This window comes from uncultured Dokdonia sp. (genome assembly GCF_947492535.1).
Lineage (GTDB): Bacteria > Bacteroidota > Bacteroidia > Flavobacteriales > Flavobacteriaceae > Dokdonia.
In genome coordinates, this window is sequence record NZ_CANLNH010000006.1 from 82,972 (window position 1) to 103,478 (window position 20,507).

Here is a 20,507-nt window from a genome sequence, read left to right on the forward strand (position 1 = left end):
CACATGAAAGAGATACTAAGAGAGTTTGGTAAAGCATTTGGACTAGGAATTGTCATATTCATAGTACATGCAGTTATCATGTATCTGATAGGAAACCCATGGTATGGAGGTGGTGCACTAGATTTTTTTATCATTAATCAATTATATTCTGTATCACTCTATTTAGTAAACATGTATGTTTTTAGAGCATTTTTAGATCGCTATGGAGCAGAGTTCTGGAAAACACGTAATGTCATCATTGGTTTATTAAGTGGTGTAATGGCTACTTTTATTACCGTATTTTTATTACGCATTTTTTTACAAGTAATTCGTGCAGGTGAACCTATAGATACATTTTTAGAGAATGAACGTTTGCGTGATTATTATCTTTCATCCATCATTGCATTTGTTTCTACAGGGCTCTTTTACATCTTCTACTATTGGAAAAATACGCAAGACACCAAGGTTAAACAGTCTAAGATTATTGCTAAAACCGCTTCCGCGAAATTTGACGCACTTAAAAATCAATTAGATCCACATTTTTTATTTAATAGTTTGAATGTATTGGCTAGTCTTATAGAAGAAAATCCAAAACAGGCACAGAAGTTTACAACCTCACTTTCTAAAGTATATCGCTATGTTTTGGAACAAAAAAATAAAGAATTGGTTCCTGTAGATGAAGAACTTGCCTTTGCACGTACGTACATGAATTTAATCAAAATGCGTTTTGAAGATAGTATTATTGTAGATATTCCAGATCATGTTTCAAATTCAGAATTGAAAGTAGTGCCATTATCCTTACAATTACTACTAGAAAATGCGGTAAAGCATAATATGGTAACACCAAGCAAGAAGTTACATATTCAGATTTATGAGGATGGAAATAGACTCGTGGTTAAAAATAACATTCAAGCGAAACAGGTTGTCAAAAAGAGTAGTGGTGTAGGGTTACATAATATTAAACAACGTTATCATTTACTAACAGACTCAGAAGTTCGCATTAAAGATGATCGGGTTACGTTTGAAATTGCGATTCCGATGCTTATAGAGCAAAAAGCATTTGTACCCAAACAGAAGGAATATATTGAAGATAAGCGCTATAATCGCGCTAAGGAGAAGGTAGAGAAGTTAAAAGGGTTTTATATTCATTTTGCGATTTACTTGATTATGGTACCTGTTTTTATATTTTTAAATATACGTTCAGGATCATTCCCTTGGGCTATATTCCCTATAGGAGGATGGGGATGGGGTGTGATAGGACATGCTGCAGAGACTTTTGGCTGGAACCCTATCTTTAATAAAGCTTGGGAAGCTAAAAAGATTGATGAACTCATGAATGATGAAGATTTTTAAAGAATTATAGATACTAGTGATGACACCAGAAGAAAAACGAGATAAATACGAAAGGGCAAAACAACGCGTCGCTGACTTAAAGAAGTTTTATGGCGAGGTGATGAGTTACTTCTTGTTTATGGCTGTATTAGCTGGAGTAAATTATTACTTTAATAATTGGCGTTATATGTGGTTTTTATGGGCCGCATTTGGTTGGGGTATAGGGCTCATATTCAAAGCATATAAACTCTTTAGTAAAACAGCATTGTTTGGACGAGATTGGGAAGAACGTAAGATTAAGGAATATATAGATAAGGAAGATACAAATAAAGACATATGAAAGGCGAAAACGATTTAAGATACTTACGAGCTAAAGATGCTGTAAAACGCATACAAGGCTTTTATTAGCATTTAGTCACGTATCTTTTGGTGATTCTTTTAGCTATAGTAGGCCCTTTTTTAAATTTCACATTTTGTTTCTTTTGTTTTTCAGATAATCATTGGTTGAATCTTCTTGGATTTATTCCTTGGGGTATTGGTGTTTTGATCCATGGTTTTGTCGCCTTAGGTCGTTTTAAACCTTTTTTGAAATGGGAAGAACGAAAACTTAGAGAGTTTATGGAAATGGATGAAGATTAGTAAGAATCAAAGCTTTATTTTCTCAATAAATCCCTTTTAAAAAGGCATATTCTACCTCAATTTATATTGTACCTTTGCACGAGCAGGTCGCCTTATCGATCACTTTGTGATAGGAAAGTCCGGACACCATAGAGTAGCATAGCGGCTAACGGCCGTCGTCACGCCTAGGCGTGATAGGACAAGTGCAACAGAAAGAATGTACAGGTAATGCTGTAGTGCAACCAGGTAAACTCTATGCGGTGCAATGTCAAGTATACCCGCAGTTAAGTGTTACTCGCGCGTTGCGGGAGGGTAGGCAGATAGAGGTGCTTAGTAATAATCATCCCAGATAAATGATAAGGGTTACATTTGTGTAATACAGAATCCGGCTTATAGACCTGCTTTTTTAATTTAATCACTAGACAAACCTCGTAATATATAGATGTTATAAATTATTTTTAAAGCATTGGTTTCCATATATTTTCTGTTGGTTTCTCTCCAGTTAAAAGTTCGAGAATGGTGACTATATAATCGTTTTCACTTTCTCCGCTATCCTCAATCATCTGTTTAAAAGCCATTGTACCTAATGAGAATAGATGTGTTATATCAATTTTCCATACGTCATCCTCATGATAAAAGTGAAAGAAGAAAGGTGTTTTTTGTTCATTAACTACAAACTCTGCTTTTGAAAAATCTTCATTTGTAATCACATCTCCTAATTCAGCATTTACAACACTACTTTTCCCAACCATTCCATTATCAATTGCGTAAATGAATAAATCTTCGCCATTGAAATTCAGTAAATTCTTTTTAGGTACTCTATGTCGCATGGTTAATACAGTAAGCTTATCTATTAGCCCCATAGCATCTATTTCTAAAGAGTCAGCTGTTTTGACTTTATCCAAAATAGTAGAATAATAATTCATAGTTCGACTGTCAACAAAATCAGCTGCTATAATTCCTTTATCAGTAAGGATTGCATTTTTATAATTTTCAAACGATTTTAATACCAATTCTTTATCGGATTGAGAGTAGCTACTAATTGATAAAAAAATCAGTACTATTAATGTAATTATTTTTCTCATAATGTTTTTGTCAATTTTCAATATAAAAACCTAAAATAGGAGAGAGGTATTTTCGTTTCTATCTGTTATTTATCTCAATATAAATATTTTGCCTTTATAAATGTCATATTTTATAGTTGGTTACTGTGCAAATAAAGACTAATACTTTCTTAATTATTACTGAGTTCAGCTTTGTTATTTAATATCCCTTCGATGGTAGCTAATAATCTTTTTTCTGCACCAATGATATCTGAAATTGTCATTATGAGAATTTCCTTTTTACCTGTATCGGTCTTTTCCATGTTTTGAAACATAAAATCCATTTGCTTTTCAATTCTCCAACGTAGATTTTCCTTTCTTTCTTGTATATCAGCTAATGTAGATAGTTTTTCATATTCAATTAATTCAATTTTAGAATTAGCAATAGCATTCCAAGAATTCGTTTTTATACTTGGAGAATGAACACCATTAGCCTTTATAATTACATCGTATATAGAGACATCTTCATTATTTAAGTAAGCTTGTATAGTATCTATAGATGCAAGTTGTTTAGGAATTACTCTATTTATATCTATGATGCTTTCTTCTAATTCTTTTTCTATAGAGGAAAAAATTTGATCCAAGTACTTTTTATCCTTTCTATCTTCATTCCAATTATTGATAAACAAAGCAATCAAAATTCCAATTATTACAGTAATAACTTCTCTGATTAATAGACTTAATGTTTTCATTTGGTATGATTACGTATTTAACTTAATTTGTTTCTTAAGATAAATATTTTCCCTTTAATATATCAATTTAAAAATTTAGATACTTAGCAAGAATATCTGAACTATATTATTAATGATGACTCTCACTATTTTTTGCATACAATGTTATACATCGTTATTTCTCCATTATATCCCACAAATAATATGAACTCCAACGTGTTTCTCCTTTTTTCATTATTTCAATTTTATCTTCAATAGTCTTTTCATATTCTCCATTAATTTCTTCCCAAACATCATATTTTAGGACTATTATCCCTTTTCGATCGCAACTTTCTAAAAGTCTTATTTTTAATTCAAATTTATCAGCATTCAATTCTTCAATTACGGCTGTAGCAATACACTTATCATCCCACCATCTTTTCTTTTGACGTTTTGATACATAATCATATTTGTAAGAAAACTCAACTTTATCTCCAATTTTAAATTTATTGAATTCGTCTTTCTTTCTTTCCTTTTCTTTTCTCTTTGATTCAGCCCAATATTCTTGATAAAATTTGATTTGATTTTCTAGATCTATATCAGCATGATTTAATTTCCTGTGGAGAGAAGTGAATATTATACCTGACATATCATCTGGGTGATGAATTCCCAAATTTCTAAAATATTTTGATATTTCAGATGTTCCAGCCCAAAGTTTCCAATTATTGCGAATTGACATTCCAGCTTCGAAATGCAAACTGGAAGTAGCATCTTTTTCCGTTTTATTTTTAAAAGCTGTTATTTCATCTTTTGTTGATTTACATTCAAAATAGGAAATTGCATCATTTAAGTCTATTGGAATATACTTTTTAATATATTTTTCGCAGTTATTTTGACTTAATAGAAAAGTCGGTAAAATCAGGAATACAACAAAAATTAATTTATTCATAATTCGGTAGTTTATTTAAAACTACATTCATTTATTCTAAGTTAGAATCTATAATGAGTGAACCTCTTATTTCATTTAGTCAATTGGTTGATAAAAGGTAACTATTTGTAAAATAAGTAATACATTATCAGATATATAGAGTTACTTTTAATTTAGACTTAGATTTTATAGTTCTTTTATCCTTTTAAAAAAGGGGCATTTACCCTGTTGTAAAAAATGATTCTCGTCTTAGATTTGCATCAGAATTGTAACAAAAACAATTTTATCTCACTAAAACAAATAAGAATTATGCCACATTATGCACAAGGAACCACCGGGTGGACGAAGCTAAACAGCTACCAAGCGCTTTGGGATCCAAAAATCGATTTAGGGAAGTTTTATTTTACTACGTTTCAAGGGAAAAGAGAAGAAACGCCGTATATGAATGCAGAAAATTTTGCACGTGTAATCGATATTCTGCGCAATGAAACACCCGTTTATGGGAATTCAACAACAGGATCTGTTACAACACAAACAGAGGCTGTAGGAGAAGAAGAAAGTTAAACGATACTTTTTAGTACACTAAAGTTGGGGGAAAGGGCAGTATGTATAGCATACTGCTTTTTTGTTTTTTAATGTTGATATATATCTTTTCGCTTTAAGCGAAAAAAAGAAAAGAGCTATTCTTCTTCATCACTTTCTGGCCATACAAAGAAGCTAAATGCATTACCGCCATAGTGTCTTGTCTCTACATAGTTTGCTACATGATCCATTTTGGTATGTTTACTATGTTCTATAATCAAAGTACCATCTTGATCTAATAATTGATTTTCAAATACAAGGTGTGCAATTTTTTCAAATTGTTCTATAGCAATATCATATGGGGGATCAGCAAAAATAATATCATAATTCCCTGAAGCGCGTTCTAAGTATTTAAATACATCACTTTTAATGGTCTGTATGGAATCAAATTCAAACTCTTCAGCTGTTTTATTTATAAATCGAACACAATTGTAATTAGCATCTACAGAGACAATATGTTGAGAACCTCTAGAAGCAAACTCATAACTTATATTTCCAGTACCAGTAAAAAGATCTAATATGTTTAAAGAACTGATATGAAACTGACTACGAATAATATTAAACAGGGCTTCTTTTGCCATATCAGTCGTAGGACGTACAGGTAATTTTTTAGGCGCTTGTATACGGCGACCTTTATATTTTCCAGAAATGATACGTGTCATAAAAGTGTGCTTAAAATATAGTCTGTTGTAGGAATACTACTGGTTGGGGTTTCTTTGATCTCTACATTACGAATGTAGGTATATGCTAATTCAAATAAAGGATCCTCTTTTTGAATGGCTCCTGTAAGAAATACTTCAGTAGTATCAGGGTTTAGCTCAAGTTGTTCTAATGTAAATAGGGTGTAATACATAAAATCTTCTTTTGAATAAAAGTCAAATGTATTTGCGAGTTGTAACTTCTTTTTATGCGTAACAACTAGATCAAAACTATTTTTATGAATGTGAATATGAACTCTAGATGTTTCTTGCTGAACTTCTTTCTCTACTATTTCTTTAATAAAAAGTGACATTCCATGATAATATTCAAAAGCACCAAAGATGTCAAAAAAGAAATTATTGATATTGGTATATGGGATATATACCGTAATGATATCTTGTGTTTCTATACTGTCATAAGCGATAAAATCTGTCGCTAAGATTTTAGTATTAAACTTTAGATAATCCGTTAGTTTTTCAGGATCGAAAACAGCTTTAGGGACAAGCGTAAACAATTGATTACTATAGATAACTTCTACTTTTGTATACGACTCTTTTAATTCAGGATGTGTATTAAAGATAGTAGTCACTTCTTGTAATAAAGAAGCAGGATCTACTTTTTGCTCAAATGTAATTGCTTTATACGTTATAACTTCTTTGGAGGCAATATTTTGAGTAAAAAAAGAAAGTCCATCTAAGCATACTTGGATGGACAATTTCTTTGATATGGTATGTGATTGATTATTATTCGTCATTTGCACCGTAACTCTTCGGCCAGTTTCCGTTTGTATCAATTTTTATAAGAGAACCTACTGTAAGGGCATCTCCATTTACTCCATCTACAGAAACAACTTGCTTTTCTTTTGTTAAGAAATCTCTTGGTTGATCAAATAGTAAGGTCTCTTTCAATACTTTTATTTCAAATACAGGGAATTCAATATTACTTTTAGTAATAGTTCCTGTTTTCATTTCAAATTTAGCATTTGCATCTTTAATAGGAACATTGATCATTGTTTTGTAACGGTCAGAGCTTCCAAATAAAGAGTCTTTTACAGATTTAGTCCCTAATGTATCTATGATCGTTATTTCTTTATTAACGTCTACACCAAAAGCTTTACTTTGCTCTTCATCACGTACAATAGAATCTCTACGTTGCGTTAATGTAAATTCAGCGGTATCAATAAAACGAACTAATTTATCAAAGTCGGCTTCATATTTTCCAGTAACTGTTTTATGTGCTAATTGAGAAATACGCAAGTCACGTAAGTTTTCAATAGCCATCTTGTACCTTTTTTCTTTAATCTCATTAAATTTCACTTCTCCATAGATGGCATTAAAAAGTAAATATGATAACACACCTATGATTACCCAAAGTACAATTTGTAAAACAATTTTCATTCGTAGAGTTTTTATATTAGTTTACGTATACTCGCAAATCTACAATTTTTTTTTATTCGTAAAAACATATTAAGATATTTTCCTTCGTTATATTTAACCCAGCTAATATTCTTTTATGTCTACAGACCCTTCGTCGTTTTATAAATTATTGCAATCAGACTTTCCGTATACCGCTACAGTAAAGCAAGATATCCTCTTACAAAAACTTTCAAACTTCCTTTTAGACAACAAATATGATACCGTTTTTTTATTAAAAGGATATGCAGGAACGGGTAAAACAACTATTATTGGGACGTTAGTTAAAAATTTATGGAAAGCACAGTTGTCTTCAGTGCTGATGGCGCCTACGGGCAGGGCTGCCAAAGTCATTAGTAATTATAGCCAACGACAAGCATTTACGATACACAGAAAAATTTATTTCCCTAAAAAAGACAAAGGCGGGGGTGTTTCTTTTACATTACAACCTAATAAACATCGTAATTGTGTTTTTATCGTAGATGAAGCTTCTATGATATCTGATAGAGCGAGCGAATCTAAATTATTTGAAAATGGGTCGTTGCTGGATGATATGATGCAATATGTGTATAGCGGACATAAATGTAAACTCATTTTAATAGGTGATGATGCACAGTTGCCTCCTGTAAAATTAGATATTTCTCCCGCATTAGATAGAAATGTATTGTCTTTGCAATACAATAAAGAGATAGAAAGCTTGCAACTTGATGAAGTTATGCGTCAGGCAGAAAATAGTGGTATTCTCTCAAATGCTACCACCATACGGGAACATTTAGCCGATGGTTTTTTTAAAGATTTTAAATTTGATATATATGGCTTTAAAGATATCATTAGACTTATAGATGGTCATGATATCATGGAAGCTATTCAGGATTCGTATGATCAGGTGGGTAATGAAGAAACAGCTATGATTGTACGATCCAATAAAAGAGCCAATCTCTATAATCAACAAATACGAACTCGTATTCTTTTTCAAGAAGAAGAAATCTCTTCTGGTGATCATCTTATGGTTGTAAAAAATAATTACTTCTGGGTAGATGCAAAAAGTGATGCTGGTTTTATTGCTAATGGTGATATTGTTAAGATATTAGAGATTTATGCCATAAAAGAATTATACGGCTTCAGATTTGCTGAAGTAAAAGTGCAAATGATTGATTATCCTAATATGTCTCCTTTTGATACTGTAGTTATGCTTGATGTACTCGCTATGGAAACTCCTTCTTTGCCTTATGAGGAATCAAATAAGCTATATCAAGAAGTACAAAAAGACTATGCCGATGAAACATCTAAGTATAAACGATTCCTTAAAATCAAAAACAATAAGTTTTTTAACGCACTTCAGGTAAAGTTTTCTTATGCCATTACGTGTCATAAATCACAAGGAGGACAATGGGAACGCGTTTTTATAGAACAGCCGTATCTTCCTGATGGGATGAGTAGGGATTATTTACGTTGGCTATACACCGCAGTCACAAGAGCTAAATCAGTAGTGTATCTTATTGGTTTTAAACAAGATATGTTTGTGGAGGAATAATGACAAAAACTGTATCTTACACGTAATATATTTATAGCTATGAATTTTGAATTAATTATAAGCATTGTATTAGGGTTTTCACTGGCCGCCGCTGCAGGTTTTAGAATTTTTATTCCACTACTCATCATGAGTTTATCTGCACATTATGGATGGTTTCCTGTAGATGAAAACTGGCAATGGGTAGGAAGTACTGGAGCTTTGTGGTTATTAGGTATTGCAGCTATTGTTGAAACCTTTGCCTATTTTATTCCTTGGTTAGATAATGTGTTAGATACCATTTCTGTGCCTATGGCAGGAATAGCCGGAACACTCTTAATGGTTGCTACTATGGGAGATCTAAACCCTGCATTTACTTGGGCATTAGCTATTATAGCTGGAGGCGGCGCAGCTGCTGCAATTTCAGGAACTACAGGTGTTACAAGGCTCACATCTACAGCAACTACTGGAGGTATTGCAAATCCTGTGGTAGCTTCTGTAGAAACGGGTGCTGCAACAACAATTTCTGTGGCAAGTGTATTTTCTCCCTTTATAGCTTTACTCATTGTCTTGGTTATTGTAGGTAGTGCATGGCGATGGATTAAAAAATTAAGGCGTTCTTGATTGGAAATGAATTTACTTATGTTTGCACTTGTATTTAATATTAAATTTTACGCTTTCGCGAAAGCGTATACAACTTAATGAGTATACCTTTAAAAATTATAGCCATGATTCCGGCGAGGTACGCAGCGTCACGTTTTCCTGGGAAAATGATGAAAGATTTAGCAGGGAAGCCTGTTATTATACGTACCTACGAAAGTACGGTGGCCACCCAACTTTTTGATGCTGTTTATGTAGTAACAGATAGCTCTGTGATTTATGATGCGGTAATCGAAGCAGGAGGGAAGGCACTAATGAGTCGTGATGATCATGAATGTGGAAGCGATCGTATAGCAGAAGCTGTTGCTGCTATAGATTGTGATATTGTCGTCAATGTACAAGGTGACGAACCATTTACAACGAGAGAAGATCTAGCTCCTGTATTACAGGTTTTTTATGGAGATGATGCTTCGCAAATTGATTTGGCTAGTGTGATGACACCATTAGAAACCGAAGAAGAAATTCAAAATCCTAATAATGTAAAGGTTATTGTAGATGCTATGGATTATGCATTGTATTTTTCAAGATCACCTTTACCATATGTAAGAGACCCTGAAGTCCCTTTAACGGTTTATAAACATAAAGGCATATATGCATTTAGAAAACAAGCGATTATAGATTTTTCACTGTTAAAAATGCGAGCTTTAGAAGCTGCTGAAAAAATAGAGTGTATTCGCTTTTTAGAATACGGAAAGAAAATAAAAATGGTACGATCTCATAATACAGCTATAGGGATTGATACTCCAGAAGATTTAGAAAAAGCACGTCAACATATCGTCAAGTAAGAACTTATGGGATTATCAAAATGGATTTATAAAAAAGTGCTTGGATGGAAAGCCATTGGTGATTTTTCTGAAGACACTGTAAAAAAATGTATTGTTATTGCGGTGCCTCATACAAGTTGGCATGACTTCTATATGGGAGTTTTATTACGAGCTACTTTAGGTGTTAAAATTGGTTTTGTAGGGAAGAAAGAGTTGTTTAAATGGCCATTTGGGTATTTCTTTAGAGCTATGGGAGGTGCGCCTATAGATAGGACCTCTGGTCAAGATAAAGTGAAATCTATCGCACACGTCTTTGAAGAGAAGGATGAATTTAGACTTACACTAGCTCCAGAAGGAACTCGTAAGAAAGTAGATAAGCTTAAAACTGGCTTTTATTATATCGCAATGGAAGCAAATGTACCTATCATTATGGTTGCTTTTGATTTTGACAAAAAAGAACATCGCATTTCAAAACCTTTATATCCTTCTGGTAGCTTAGAACAGGATATGGCTATGATTCATGAGTTTTTTGAAGGTGCTATCGGGAAAGTTCCTGAATATAGTTTTACACCTAATAAATAATCAAGTCTTCTTAAAAATAAGAGAATCCTTTTTTGCAGGGACATTTTGTTGGGATTGATTTCCTCCTCCAAATAGTAAAGGTGTACTTGAAAAACTCGATCCAAAAGTAGCAGCAGCTAAAAATACTTGTTGTACAGCATCTCGTACTTGAGCTTCATTTAGCGGACTTAAAGGATGAATATATACAGACCATAAGACTCCATCAGAAATGGCATACTTGACATCGAGTGCTGAGTGAAAATTTGCCGTCATACAATCCAATAATAGCTCTTCGTCAAGTCTTGATGCTTCTATAATAGGAGCGATGATACGCATACGATCGTTTGTTTCGTCAGTAAGAACAATCATTGGCAAATCTTTTAACTTCATCTGCCATCTTCCAGTAAAACCTCCTATACTATCTACTTCTTCGGTAAGAATTTCTTCTAATATTTCATTAGTCATTTGTGCTTGTGCTACAAAGCTGGAAAATAAAAGCACTATAATAGAAAGATATGTCTTCATAATGATTGATTTAGAACATTGAGTCGGCATTAAAAATTAATACTAACAGTGCTTTTAGAATTTTTTTAAGTTAAGTGTGTATATATTTCCTTGTTTTTTTGAAGAACTTTCTTCAGATATATAAACTGTGGTGGCATCTTTAAATGTAATACTTTCTTTTTGAGAGGTGTAGTCTAACTTAATTTTATGAATATCTCCAGAAAAGAAATGATCGCCTGTATAATTTTCTAATACCCAGACTTTATTATAACTTAATAATGCTATTTTACCTGTTTGATGATGTATAGCAGCACTTGTGATCTGACAATCATCGCGATCTGAACATGTTTTGAATTTGTCAATGAGTATAGCGGTTTGTGCGCCTTCTTTCATAGGTACCTTATACACTTTGGTAGTGCCATCAAACTCCATACGAGGTATACGATTTCTAGTAAATAAATAAAAATGAGATTGGTATACAAAAAAGGCTTCGACGTCAAAGTTGTGATTCTTCTTTTTTGGCGGGTATTTTTTTTGATCTTCAAAGGTAAATGTGGTGGTTTTCGCGAAAGCGGTATAAGAACCCGGTTGTATTTGATCTATGTTTTCTACCCAATATATGGTTTGATCTTTTCGGTCATTTTCATTATTCCCAAAATCACCAATAAATACATTGTTTTCAAAACTGGCAAGATCTTCCCAATCAACATTTTGAGCATTAGAAATGGTGATATCTTGCTCTATTTGTTTATGATCAGGATGTATAGAAAATATAGTTGCTGCACCTCCTGAATCATTAATAGCATATAGATATGATGTGTTTTGAGCTATTGAAATCCCTGAGTTTTCTTCCAATAGATCAGGTAAGGTCATACAATACTCTAATTTTCCATAGTCTTGAGGCTGGCATTGTATTGCTGTAAGTACTAGAAGAACTAAAGTGGAAAATAATTTCATAGGTATATTTCAAAAGTAATGTATAGTAAAGGTAAATAATGTATCGAGTATTAGAATATGTTTATGATAAAACCTTACTTTAAATGACAATTTTAAATTTTAAAATACGTATTATAGACTGTCGTTTATGATGCTTTGTACATGCTAAGAAGTCTTATATTTGCACTGCTTGAATATTATATATATGACCCATATTGATTTAGGAAAATTAAAAAACGCAAGAATTCTTGTTACTGGAGGTGCAGGTTTTATAGGCTCTAACTTATGTGAATACCTATTACAACATGGAGCTGTAGTACACTGTTTAGATAATTTTACTACGGGTCATAAAAAGAATTTGAGTACAATTATTGATCATCCTAACTTCACCTTATTTACGGGGGATATTCGTAATCTTGACGATTGTAAACGAGCTGTAGCTTCTATGGATTATGTTTTACATCAAGCTGCATTAGGTTCTGTTCCTAGATCTATAAATGATCCGATCACCACAAATGATGTGAATGTAGGAGGGTTTTTAAATATGCTTACGGCGGCCAGAGATGAAAAAGTAAAACGCTTTGTGTATGCAGCAAGTTCATCTACGTATGGTGATTCTAAAATACTACCAAAAGAAGAAGCTATTATTGGGAAGCCATTATCTCCTTATGCGATTACAAAATATGTAAATGAATTATATGCAGACGTATTTTATAAAGTGTATGGTTTAGATACTATTGGACTTCGTTATTTCAATGTTTTTGGGAGAAGACAAGATCCAAATGGGGCATATGCCGCTGTAATCCCTAAGTTTATAAAACAATTTATAGATCATGAATCTCCAGTTATAAACGGAGACGGTTCCTTTTCAAGAGATTTTACATATATAGATAATGTTATTGAAATGAATGTAAAATCAATGCTTACTACAAATTCAGAAGCTTTGAATACTGTTTATAATGTTGCCTATGGAGAACGAACCACACTTAAAGAATTAACTGAATTATTAAAAAATACATTAACTCAATACGATACTGCCATACATGATGTTTCTATAACGTATGGTCCAGAAAGAGTAGGTGATGTACCTCATTCTTTAGCTTCTATACATAAAGCAGTTTCTCTTGTAGGGTATGATCCAAAATACGACTTAGCCAAAGGAATAGACGAAGCAATGAGTTGGTATTGGGAACATTTAAAATAACATATATGACAGATATAAAAATAGCAATTATTGGGCTAGGATATGTAGGATTACCTTTGGCGCGTCTATTTGCTACTTCGTATGACGTAGTAGGATTTGATATAAAAGAAGAACGTATACAGGAGTTGAATCAAGGAGTTGATAAAACATTAGAAGTTTCTCAAGAAGAACTCAAATCGGTTTTGAAAGATGCTGATGGAGTGGGTAATGGTCTTTATTGTACGAGTTCATTAAAAGATTTAGAAGACTGTAATTATTATATTATTACAGTTCCAACCCCTATAGATAAGAATAACAGGCCTGTACTAACACCTTTATATAAAAGTAGTGAAGCTATAGGATCCGTACTTAAAAAAGGAGATATTGTCATCTATGAAAGTACTGTATATCCTGGTGTTACAGAAGAAGAGTGTGTTCCTGTACTAGAAAAAGTAAGCGGATTAACATTTAATCAAGATTTTTATGTAGGATACTCTCCAGAACGTATTAATCCAGGTGATAAGTTACATACAGTCGATAAAATATTGAAAGTAACTTCTGGCAGTACTCCAGAAATAGGAAAGAAAGTAGATGCGCTATATGCTTCGGTTATTACTGCTGGAACTCATTTAGCGCCAACAATCAAGGTCGCAGAAGCGGCAAAAGTAATTGAAAACTCTCAACGTGATATTAATATTGCTTTTGTCAATGAGTTGGCAAAAATATTTAATCTCATGGGCGTAGATACACAAGATGTCTTAGCTGCAGCAGGAACAAAATGGAACTTCTTGCCTTTTAAACCAGGATTAGTAGGCGGGCATTGTATAGGCGTAGATCCTTATTATCTGGCTCAAAAAGCACAAGAATTAGGGTATCATCCAGAAATTATTTTAGCTGGAAGAAGGTTGAATGATAGCATGGGTGCTTATGTCGCGTCTGAAGTGGTGAAGTTAATGCTTCAAAATGATATTAAAGTAAATGGTGCTCAAGTGCTAGTACTCGGAATCACCTTTAAAGAAAACTGCCCAGATGTTCGTAATACGAAGGTAGTAGATGTTATTAGAGATCTGAAGGAATATGGAGTACACGTAACGGTATATGATCCATGGGTGAATCCTCAAGAAGTAAAACATGAGTATGGTCTAGAAGCTATTACTACAATACCTACTACTAAGTTTGACGCCATTGTTCATGCAGTAGCACATAAAAAGTTTTCTGAAATAGATATTACCTCATTTAAAAAAGAGAATGCTATCATCTATGATGTAAAAGGAGTATTAGAATCGGTAAACGGGAAGTTATGATGAAGATATTAGTTACGGGAGGTGCTGGTTTTATTGGATCGCATGTAGTAAGAAGGCTCGTAATGACCTATCCAGAATACCATATCTATAATTTAGATGCCTTAACGTATGCGGGAAATTTAGAAAACTTAACTGATATAGATCAAGCTCCAAATTATACCTTCCTTAAAGCAGATATTACTGATGCAAGTCATATTCAAACGCTTTTTGAAACCTATAGATTTGATAAAGTAGTACATCTTGCCGCAGAATCCCATGTAGATCGCTCTATCAAAGACCCTTTAGCTTTTGTGAGAACAAATGTTATAGGGACAATGAATCTGCTCAATGCCTGTACATCTATTTGGAAAGAAGATACAGAAAATAATTTATTCTATCATATTAGTACGGACGAAGTGTATGGATCTTTAGGAGCAGATGGACTCTTTACAGAAGAGACTTCCTATAGCCCTAACTCTCCGTATGCTGCTTCAAAAGCAAGTTCTGATCATTTTGTAAGAGCATATGGCGAAACGTATAATTTCCCTTTTATTATATCCAATTGTTCTAATAATTATGGACCCAATCATTTTCCGGAAAAATTGATTCCATTATTTATTAATAATATTTTAGAGATGAAACCATTACCTGTATATGGTGATGGCAATTATACGCGAGATTGGTTATATGTACTAGATCATGCCATTGCAATTGATACGATTTTGCATAAAGGCAAAGTAGGAGAGACGTACAATATAGGTGGTTTTAATGAGTGGAAAAATATAGATCTAGTACACTTATTATGTGACATGATGGATGATACGCTTTCGCGAAAGCGTGGCACTTCAGCATCCCTCATTACATATGTTAAAGATCGTCCTGGCCATGACAAACGCTATGCAATAGACGCTTCAAAAATTAATAAAGAATTAGGTTGGAAACCTTCTGTTACTTTTGAAGAAGGATTAAAAGCAACTATAGATTGGTATTTAAACAATAAGACGTGGCTAGAACAAGTTACATCGGGTGATTATCAAGACTATTATACAAAAATGTATCAATCATGAAAGGAATTGTTTTAGCAGGAGGCGCAGGTACTCGTTTATATCCTCTCACTATTGCGGTAAGTAAACAATTACTCCCCGTATATGATAAACCTATGATTTATTATCCTATTTCAGTATTGATGCTCGCTGGAATACGTGAAATATTGATCATTACTACACCCGAAGATCAAGATTCTTTTAGGAAGCTTTTAGGAGATGGATCTGCTTTAGGCTGTGAGTTTCAATACGAAGTACAAGCTAAGCCCAATGGACTCGCCGAAGCCTTTATTATCGGAGAAAAGTTTATAGGTACAGACAAGGTAGCTCTTGTTTTAGGCGACAATATTTTTTATGGAAATGGGCTTAGTAAATTATTACAAAGTAAGGTTGAGGTAGATGGAGGTGCAATATTTGCGTATCCTGTGCGTGATCCTGAACGATTTGGTGTGGTTACTTTTGATGAAAATAACAAAGCAACAAGTATTGTAGAAAAACCGAGTTCTCCCAAATCTAACTATGCAGTGCCTGGACTTTACTTTTACGATAATAATGTAGTCGAAATAGCAAAATCGATTCAACCATCGGCTAGGGGAGAAAAAGAAATCACAGCAATAAATCAGGCTTACCTTTCTAAAGGTAAATTAGATGTAGTTGTTATGAGTCGAGGGATGTCTTGGTTTGACACAGGAACGGTAGATGCGCTTGATGATGCTACAGAATTTATAAGAGTATTACAGCGTAATCAAAGTACGATGATCAGTTGTCTTGAGGAGATTGCTTATAAAATGTCTTGGATTACCTATGACACCTTAAAAGAGAGTGCAAAACGATATGGTAAAGGGAATTATGCAAATTATATTAATACGTTATAAATGGAAGTAAAAAAGACTTCTTTTAAAGATTTGATGATTTGTAAACCATCTATCTTTGAAGATAAGCGAGGTTATTTTTATGAGTCCTATAACGCAAAGGTTTTTGAGGCTAAAACTGGGCTGTCTCCACATTTTATACAAGATAACCAGTCACAATCTACCTATGGTGTTTTAAGAGGATTACATTTTCAAATTGGTGAAAAGGCGCAAGCAAAACTCGTACGTGTGTTAAGCGGAAAAGTACTAGACGTTGTTGTAGACTTACGCAAGGAAGAGCCTACGTTTGGACATTCATTTTCTATTATCCTTTCTGCAGAAAATAAAACACAACTTTTTATTCCTAGAGGATTTGCGCACGGTTTTTTAGTATTAAGTGATCATGTTACTTTTTTTTATAAATGCGATAACTATTATCATAAAGAAAGTGAGAGAGGGCTTAAGTATAATGACCCTAGCTTAGGAATTGATTGGCAACTTGATGAAACAGCATTAATTTTATCGGAAAAAGACCAAAAACTTCCAAGTTTCGAAACCTTAAAATCTCAGTTGTAAGGCAATGCGTCTTCAAACATCACATAAAAAAATTCTGATTACTGGAGCAAATGGTCAGTTAGGAAATGCTTTAAAAGCAGTATCTCTTGATTTTACCGAATACGATTACATATTTGCCTCAAAAATGATGGTAGATATCACTTCTGAAAATGCTATTAAAGAAGCGATACAAACCTATCAGCCTGATATTATAATAAATACAGCTGCATATACAGCTGTAGATGCGGCAGAAACAAATGAGGAAGAAGCATATTTACTTAATGAAAAGGCTGTACATTCATTAGCCACATTATGTGCTAATCATAAGATTACATTGATTCATATTTCTACAGATTATGTTTTTGATGGAAATTCAAGTATTCCGTATACAGAAACAAGTACCCCAAATCCCCAAACTGTCTATGGGAAATCAAAATTGGCAGGAGAAATTGCTATTCAGGGTATAGAAAATCTTACCTACGCTATTGTACGAACATCTTGGCTTTATAGTGATTATGGACACAATTTTTATAAAACGATGTTGCGATTAGGTATTGAACGAAGTAACATTTCTGTGGTTAATGATCAGCATGGTATTCCAACATTTGCAAATGATTTAGCTAGAGCAATTCTTCGACTAATACCTCAATTAGATGATGTATCTAAGGGAGTATATCATTACAGTAATACAGGAATTACGACTTGGTACGCTTTCGCGAAAGCAATATTTAAGTACTCAAAATTAGATGTAAAAGTGATGCCTGTTAGTTCTAAAGAATATCCTACAGCTGCAAAACGGCCAAAGTATAGTATCTTGGATTGTACAAAAATTAAAAAAACATTTGAAGTTTATTGCCCTTTTTGGGAAGAGGCACTAAAAAAATGATTTAAAAACATATGCTATTTAACTCTATAGATTTTGTACTGTTTTTGCCTATAGTATTTTTAATCTATTGGGGAGTCGTATATAAATCTATAAAGCTTCAAAACATATTTATTATAGTTGCTAGCTATTTCTTTTATGGTTGGTGGGACTGGCGTTTTTTGTTTCTTATAGCGACAAGTACTTTAGTTGATTTTTTTATTGGAATAGCTCTTGAAAAACAGGACTTACAGAAAAAGCGTAAGGCCTTATTATGGGTGAGTATTCTTACCAATATTGGGATTTTAGGTTTTTTTAAATACTATAATTTCTTTCTTGATAATTTTGTGAATGCATTCTCTCTTTTTGGAAAAGAATTTTCTGCTACAAGTTTACAGATTATAGTGCCTGTTGGTATCAGTTTTTATACGTTTCAAACAATATCTTATAGTGTAGATGTGTATAAGAAGAAGATTTCACCTACAACAGATTTTTTTGCTTTCGCAGCATTTGTATGTTTCTTTCCACAACTGGTCGCAGGACCGATAGAAAGGGCGAAGCATTTACTCCCGCAGTTTAAAAGAAAACGTAATTTTGTTTACGATGAGGGTGTTGATGGTTTAAAACAAATTCTTTGGGGTTTCTTTAAGAAAATGGTGATAGCAGATAATTGTGCTCGATATGCTGACCTTGCTTTCTCAAATACTACAGACTATACTAGTAGTTCACTAGTTTTAGGAGTTTTATTTTTTTCGTTTCAGATTTATGCAGATTTTTCTGGGTATTCCGATATAGCTATTGGAGTAGCTAGACTATTTGGTTTTAATCTTAAACAAAATTTTGCCACGCCCTATTTTTCGAGATCTATCATAGAGTTTTGGCGGCGATGGCATATCTCGCTTTCTACATGGTTTAGAGATTATGTATATATTCCATTAGGAGGAAGAAGAAGTTCTACGATAGGGTTTATTCGTAGTATACTTATAGTTTTTGTTATTAGTGGTTTTTGGCATGGAGCATCTTGGACTTTCATTATTTGGGGGGGGTATCATGCTGTTATGTATTTAATAACCTATTTTTTTGCAAGCAAAGGTCAAGTGAAAAAAAGCGTAACTATTATTGATAAGGTTGTGTGTATTTTTAAGATTATAACTACTTTTTCTGTAGTTTCTATTGGGTGGATATTTTTTAGAGCAAAAAACTTAAATAGTGCTTTTGAATATATAACTCATTTATTTTCAAAATCTCTATTTAGTGTGCCTAACTTTGCAGATATAAGAAGTCTTAGTGTAGTTTTGTTTTTTATAACCTTACTACTAATGATAGAATGGAAAGGAAGAGAAGCACCATATGCTATTAAATATATACTATATAAAAAGCACAAAATTATGCGATGGTCTTTTTACGCGTTATTATTATTCTTTATTGGGATGTATACAAATACGGATGAAATACCATTTATATATTTTCAGTTTTAATTATGAAAAGGTTTATTAAAGACATACTATTATTTATTCCTTTTGCTATAGTTTTTTACTGTATTGGAATTTTTGTTTTTGGTGAAATAATGCCTTCTTTTTTAAAACCTAATTTAAAATCTACTAGGAATATAGGCGGATATACATGTACTCGGCTTAATGAAGTTAAGACAGTTTCTAATGTTGATGTTTTGTTTTTAGGGAGTTCTCATGCATATCGCGGTTTTGATACTCGTATATATAAAGAAAAAGGGATTCATTCGTTTAATTTAGGTACGAGTGCACAAACACCTTTACAAACTAAGTTTTTATTAAACCGTTATTTAGACAAAGTAAACCCTAAAGAAGTTGTATTACAGGTATCACCTTTTATCTTTGCAATTGAAGGAATAGAATCTACTGTGGATATAATTTCTAATGATTTTGTAGATCTGCAATCGGCAACTTTGACCTTAAAACTGAAAGATGTAAATGTGAGTAATGCATTGATATATTCTAGTCTTGAAGATATTTTTAAGAAAAAATCGACATATAAAGAAGAGAGTACATTCGGTAATAAAGTATATATTCCAGGTGGTTATGTAGAAAGTAATGATACTATCTATCGAGGGAATCAGTACATTATCACAGATTTTGAATTTAAAAAAATACAGCTAAAAGCGTTTGATGACATAATTACGCTATTAAAAGACAAAGGTATTACGTATCATTTAGTGTATGTACCAATTACTAAACCTTTATATACTAGCATTTCTAAACAGTTAGATTTTGAATCTTTAATGAATATCTATGGAGGATATCATGATTTTAATAAAATAATATCTCTTGACACTACTTATTTCTATGATAGACATCACCTTAATCAAAAAGGAGCAAAGATTTTTAATAATAAGCTTATAGAAGAATTGAAATTATCACAATAACCAACATGCTACAAATATTAAAATTTAGAAGTATATTCTTACACTATTATCTATTTAAAGACTATATCTTTAAAAGATAATATGATTATAT

At 32.8% G+C, this 20,507-nt stretch carries 23 protein-coding genes, 1 other RNA gene and 1 pseudogene; 17 read left to right on the top strand and 8 right to left on the bottom strand.

Translation table 11 applies throughout. The features are described 5' to 3' along the window. Positions 1 to 3 precede the first annotated feature (3 nt). From Q1A60_RS09830 to rnpB, 4 genes and pseudogenes are all read left to right on the top strand, one after another. Positions 4 to 1,332 carry a histidine kinase gene (locus tag Q1A60_RS09830; protein WP_299764810.1) on the top strand — a complete coding sequence of 443 codons (1,329 nt, stop codon included), beginning with the start codon at positions 4 to 6 and terminating at the stop codon, positions 1,330 to 1,332. A 19-nt stretch (positions 1,333 to 1,351) separates the two neighbouring features. Next, positions 1,352 to 1,651 (top strand): 2TM domain-containing protein, encoded by a 300-nt coding sequence (locus tag Q1A60_RS09835; RefSeq protein WP_299764808.1) that lies wholly within the window; start codon positions 1,352 to 1,354, stop codon positions 1,649 to 1,651. Between the two features lie 80 nt (positions 1,652 to 1,731). Beyond that, positions 1,732 to 1,950 (top strand): annotated as a pseudogene (locus tag Q1A60_RS09840) (2TM domain-containing protein); the annotation flags it as partial. Positions 1,951 to 2,029: 79 nt separating this feature from the next. Continuing rightward, an RNA gene (rnpB, locus tag Q1A60_RS09845) (RNase P RNA component class A) lies at positions 2,030 to 2,338 on the top strand. A 49-nt stretch (positions 2,339 to 2,387) separates the two neighbouring features. Here the strand turns inward: rnpB and Q1A60_RS09850 are convergent. From Q1A60_RS09850 to Q1A60_RS09860, 3 genes are all read right to left on the bottom strand, one after another. Next, on the bottom strand, positions 2,388 to 3,014 hold the full coding sequence (locus tag Q1A60_RS09850) for a hypothetical protein (protein WP_299764806.1): 627 nt from the start codon (positions 3,012 to 3,014) through the stop codon (positions 2,388 to 2,390). 149 nt (positions 3,015 to 3,163) lie between these two features. Then, complete coding sequence (locus Q1A60_RS09855) at positions 3,164 to 3,724, bottom strand: DUF6090 family protein (protein ID WP_299764804.1); 561 nt, start codon at positions 3,722 to 3,724, stop codon at positions 3,164 to 3,166. 154 nt (positions 3,725 to 3,878) lie between these two features. Then, on the bottom strand, positions 3,879 to 4,631 hold the full coding sequence (locus tag Q1A60_RS09860; RefSeq protein WP_299764802.1) for a DUF6794 domain-containing protein: 753 nt from the start codon (positions 4,629 to 4,631) through the stop codon (positions 3,879 to 3,881). A 288-nt stretch (positions 4,632 to 4,919) separates the two neighbouring features. Here Q1A60_RS09860 and Q1A60_RS09865 point away from each other — a divergent pair, with 288 nt between their 5' ends. Further along, the gene (locus Q1A60_RS09865; protein WP_299764800.1) at positions 4,920 to 5,174 is read left to right on the top strand and encodes a hypothetical protein; all 255 of its coding nucleotides are present in this window, start codon (positions 4,920 to 4,922) and stop codon (positions 5,172 to 5,174) included. A 116-nt stretch (positions 5,175 to 5,290) separates the two neighbouring features. Here the strand turns inward: Q1A60_RS09865 and Q1A60_RS09870 are convergent, their stop codons facing one another. Genes Q1A60_RS09870 through Q1A60_RS09880 form a run of 3 tightly spaced genes read right to left on the bottom strand, consistent with a single transcriptional unit; the run spans position 5,291 to position 7,288 of the window. Continuing rightward, positions 5,291 to 5,854 carry an RsmD family RNA methyltransferase gene (locus Q1A60_RS09870; RefSeq protein WP_299764798.1) on the bottom strand — a complete coding sequence of 188 codons (564 nt, stop codon included), beginning with the start codon at positions 5,852 to 5,854 and terminating at the stop codon, positions 5,291 to 5,293. Next, positions 5,851 to 6,684 carry a DUF3822 family protein gene (locus tag Q1A60_RS09875; RefSeq protein ID WP_299764796.1) on the bottom strand — a complete coding sequence of 278 codons (834 nt, stop codon included), beginning with the start codon at positions 6,682 to 6,684 and terminating at the stop codon, positions 5,851 to 5,853. The genes Q1A60_RS09870 and Q1A60_RS09875 overlap by 4 nt, the downstream gene beginning before the upstream one ends. Further along, positions 6,635 to 7,288 (bottom strand): hypothetical protein, encoded by a 654-nt coding sequence (locus Q1A60_RS09880; protein ID WP_299764794.1) that lies wholly within the window; start codon positions 7,286 to 7,288, stop codon positions 6,635 to 6,637. Before Q1A60_RS09880 ends, Q1A60_RS09875 begins: the two co-directional genes overlap by 50 nt. A gap of 115 nt (positions 7,289 to 7,403) precedes the next feature. On the opposite strand from Q1A60_RS09880, the gene Q1A60_RS09885 reads away from it, so the two are divergent. The 4 genes from Q1A60_RS09885 (at position 7,404) to Q1A60_RS09900 (ending at position 10,819) form a co-directional block, all read left to right on the top strand. Continuing rightward, the gene (locus Q1A60_RS09885; RefSeq protein ID WP_299764792.1) at positions 7,404 to 8,837 is read left to right on the top strand and encodes an AAA family ATPase; all 1,434 of its coding nucleotides are present in this window, start codon (positions 7,404 to 7,406) and stop codon (positions 8,835 to 8,837) included. Positions 8,838 to 8,876: 39 nt separating this feature from the next. Then, positions 8,877 to 9,437: a DUF4126 domain-containing protein gene (locus Q1A60_RS09890; protein ID WP_299764790.1), complete on the top strand. Its 561-nt coding sequence runs from the start codon at positions 8,877 to 8,879 to the stop codon at positions 9,435 to 9,437. Positions 9,438 to 9,514: 77 nt separating this feature from the next. Continuing rightward, complete coding sequence (gene kdsB, locus Q1A60_RS09895) at positions 9,515 to 10,258, top strand: 3-deoxy-manno-octulosonate cytidylyltransferase (RefSeq protein ID WP_299764788.1); 744 nt, start codon at positions 9,515 to 9,517, stop codon at positions 10,256 to 10,258. Positions 10,259 to 10,264: 6 nt separating this feature from the next. Next, a complete protein-coding gene (locus Q1A60_RS09900; protein ID WP_299764786.1) occupies positions 10,265 to 10,819 on the top strand; it encodes a 1-acyl-sn-glycerol-3-phosphate acyltransferase in 555 nt (184 codons plus the stop codon). Here Q1A60_RS09900 and Q1A60_RS09905 read toward each other — a convergent pair whose 3' ends face one another. After that, positions 10,820 to 11,323 (bottom strand): hypothetical protein, encoded by a 504-nt coding sequence (locus Q1A60_RS09905; RefSeq protein WP_299764784.1) that lies wholly within the window; start codon positions 11,321 to 11,323, stop codon positions 10,820 to 10,822. 54 nt (positions 11,324 to 11,377) lie between these two features. After that, positions 11,378 to 12,259 carry a hypothetical protein gene (locus Q1A60_RS09910; RefSeq protein ID WP_299764782.1) on the bottom strand — a complete coding sequence of 294 codons (882 nt, stop codon included), beginning with the start codon at positions 12,257 to 12,259 and terminating at the stop codon, positions 11,378 to 11,380. A gap of 184 nt (positions 12,260 to 12,443) precedes the next feature. Here Q1A60_RS09910 and Q1A60_RS09915 point away from each other — a divergent pair, with 184 nt between their 5' ends. From Q1A60_RS09915 to Q1A60_RS09950, 8 genes are read left to right on the top strand one after another with little or no spacing between them, the layout of a single operon-like run. Continuing rightward, positions 12,444 to 13,442 carry an SDR family oxidoreductase gene (locus Q1A60_RS09915; protein ID WP_299764780.1) on the top strand — a complete coding sequence of 333 codons (999 nt, stop codon included), beginning with the start codon at positions 12,444 to 12,446 and terminating at the stop codon, positions 13,440 to 13,442. Between the two features lie 5 nt (positions 13,443 to 13,447). Further along, a complete protein-coding gene (locus Q1A60_RS09920) occupies positions 13,448 to 14,725 on the top strand; it encodes a nucleotide sugar dehydrogenase (protein ID WP_299764778.1) in 1,278 nt (425 codons plus the stop codon). Beyond that, a complete protein-coding gene (gene rfbB / locus Q1A60_RS09925) occupies positions 14,725 to 15,771 on the top strand; it encodes a dTDP-glucose 4,6-dehydratase (RefSeq protein ID WP_299764982.1) in 1,047 nt (348 codons plus the stop codon). Before Q1A60_RS09920 ends, rfbB begins: the two co-directional genes overlap by 1 nt. Next, complete coding sequence (gene rfbA, locus Q1A60_RS09930; protein WP_299764776.1) at positions 15,768 to 16,622, top strand: glucose-1-phosphate thymidylyltransferase RfbA; 855 nt, start codon at positions 15,768 to 15,770, stop codon at positions 16,620 to 16,622. The genes rfbB and rfbA overlap by 4 nt, the downstream gene beginning before the upstream one ends. Further along, a complete protein-coding gene (gene rfbC, locus Q1A60_RS09935; RefSeq protein WP_299764774.1) occupies positions 16,623 to 17,174 on the top strand; it encodes a dTDP-4-dehydrorhamnose 3,5-epimerase in 552 nt (183 codons plus the stop codon). 4 nt (positions 17,175 to 17,178) lie between these two features. Then, a complete protein-coding gene (gene rfbD, locus Q1A60_RS09940; protein ID WP_299764771.1) occupies positions 17,179 to 18,039 on the top strand; it encodes a dTDP-4-dehydrorhamnose reductase in 861 nt (286 codons plus the stop codon). Between the two features lie 11 nt (positions 18,040 to 18,050). Then, a complete protein-coding gene (locus Q1A60_RS09945; RefSeq protein ID WP_299764769.1) occupies positions 18,051 to 19,493 on the top strand; it encodes an MBOAT family O-acyltransferase in 1,443 nt (480 codons plus the stop codon). A gap of 2 nt (positions 19,494 to 19,495) precedes the next feature. Then, complete coding sequence (locus Q1A60_RS09950; protein ID WP_299764766.1) at positions 19,496 to 20,416, top strand: hypothetical protein; 921 nt, start codon at positions 19,496 to 19,498, stop codon at positions 20,414 to 20,416. Positions 20,417 to 20,507: the final 91 nt, after the last annotated feature.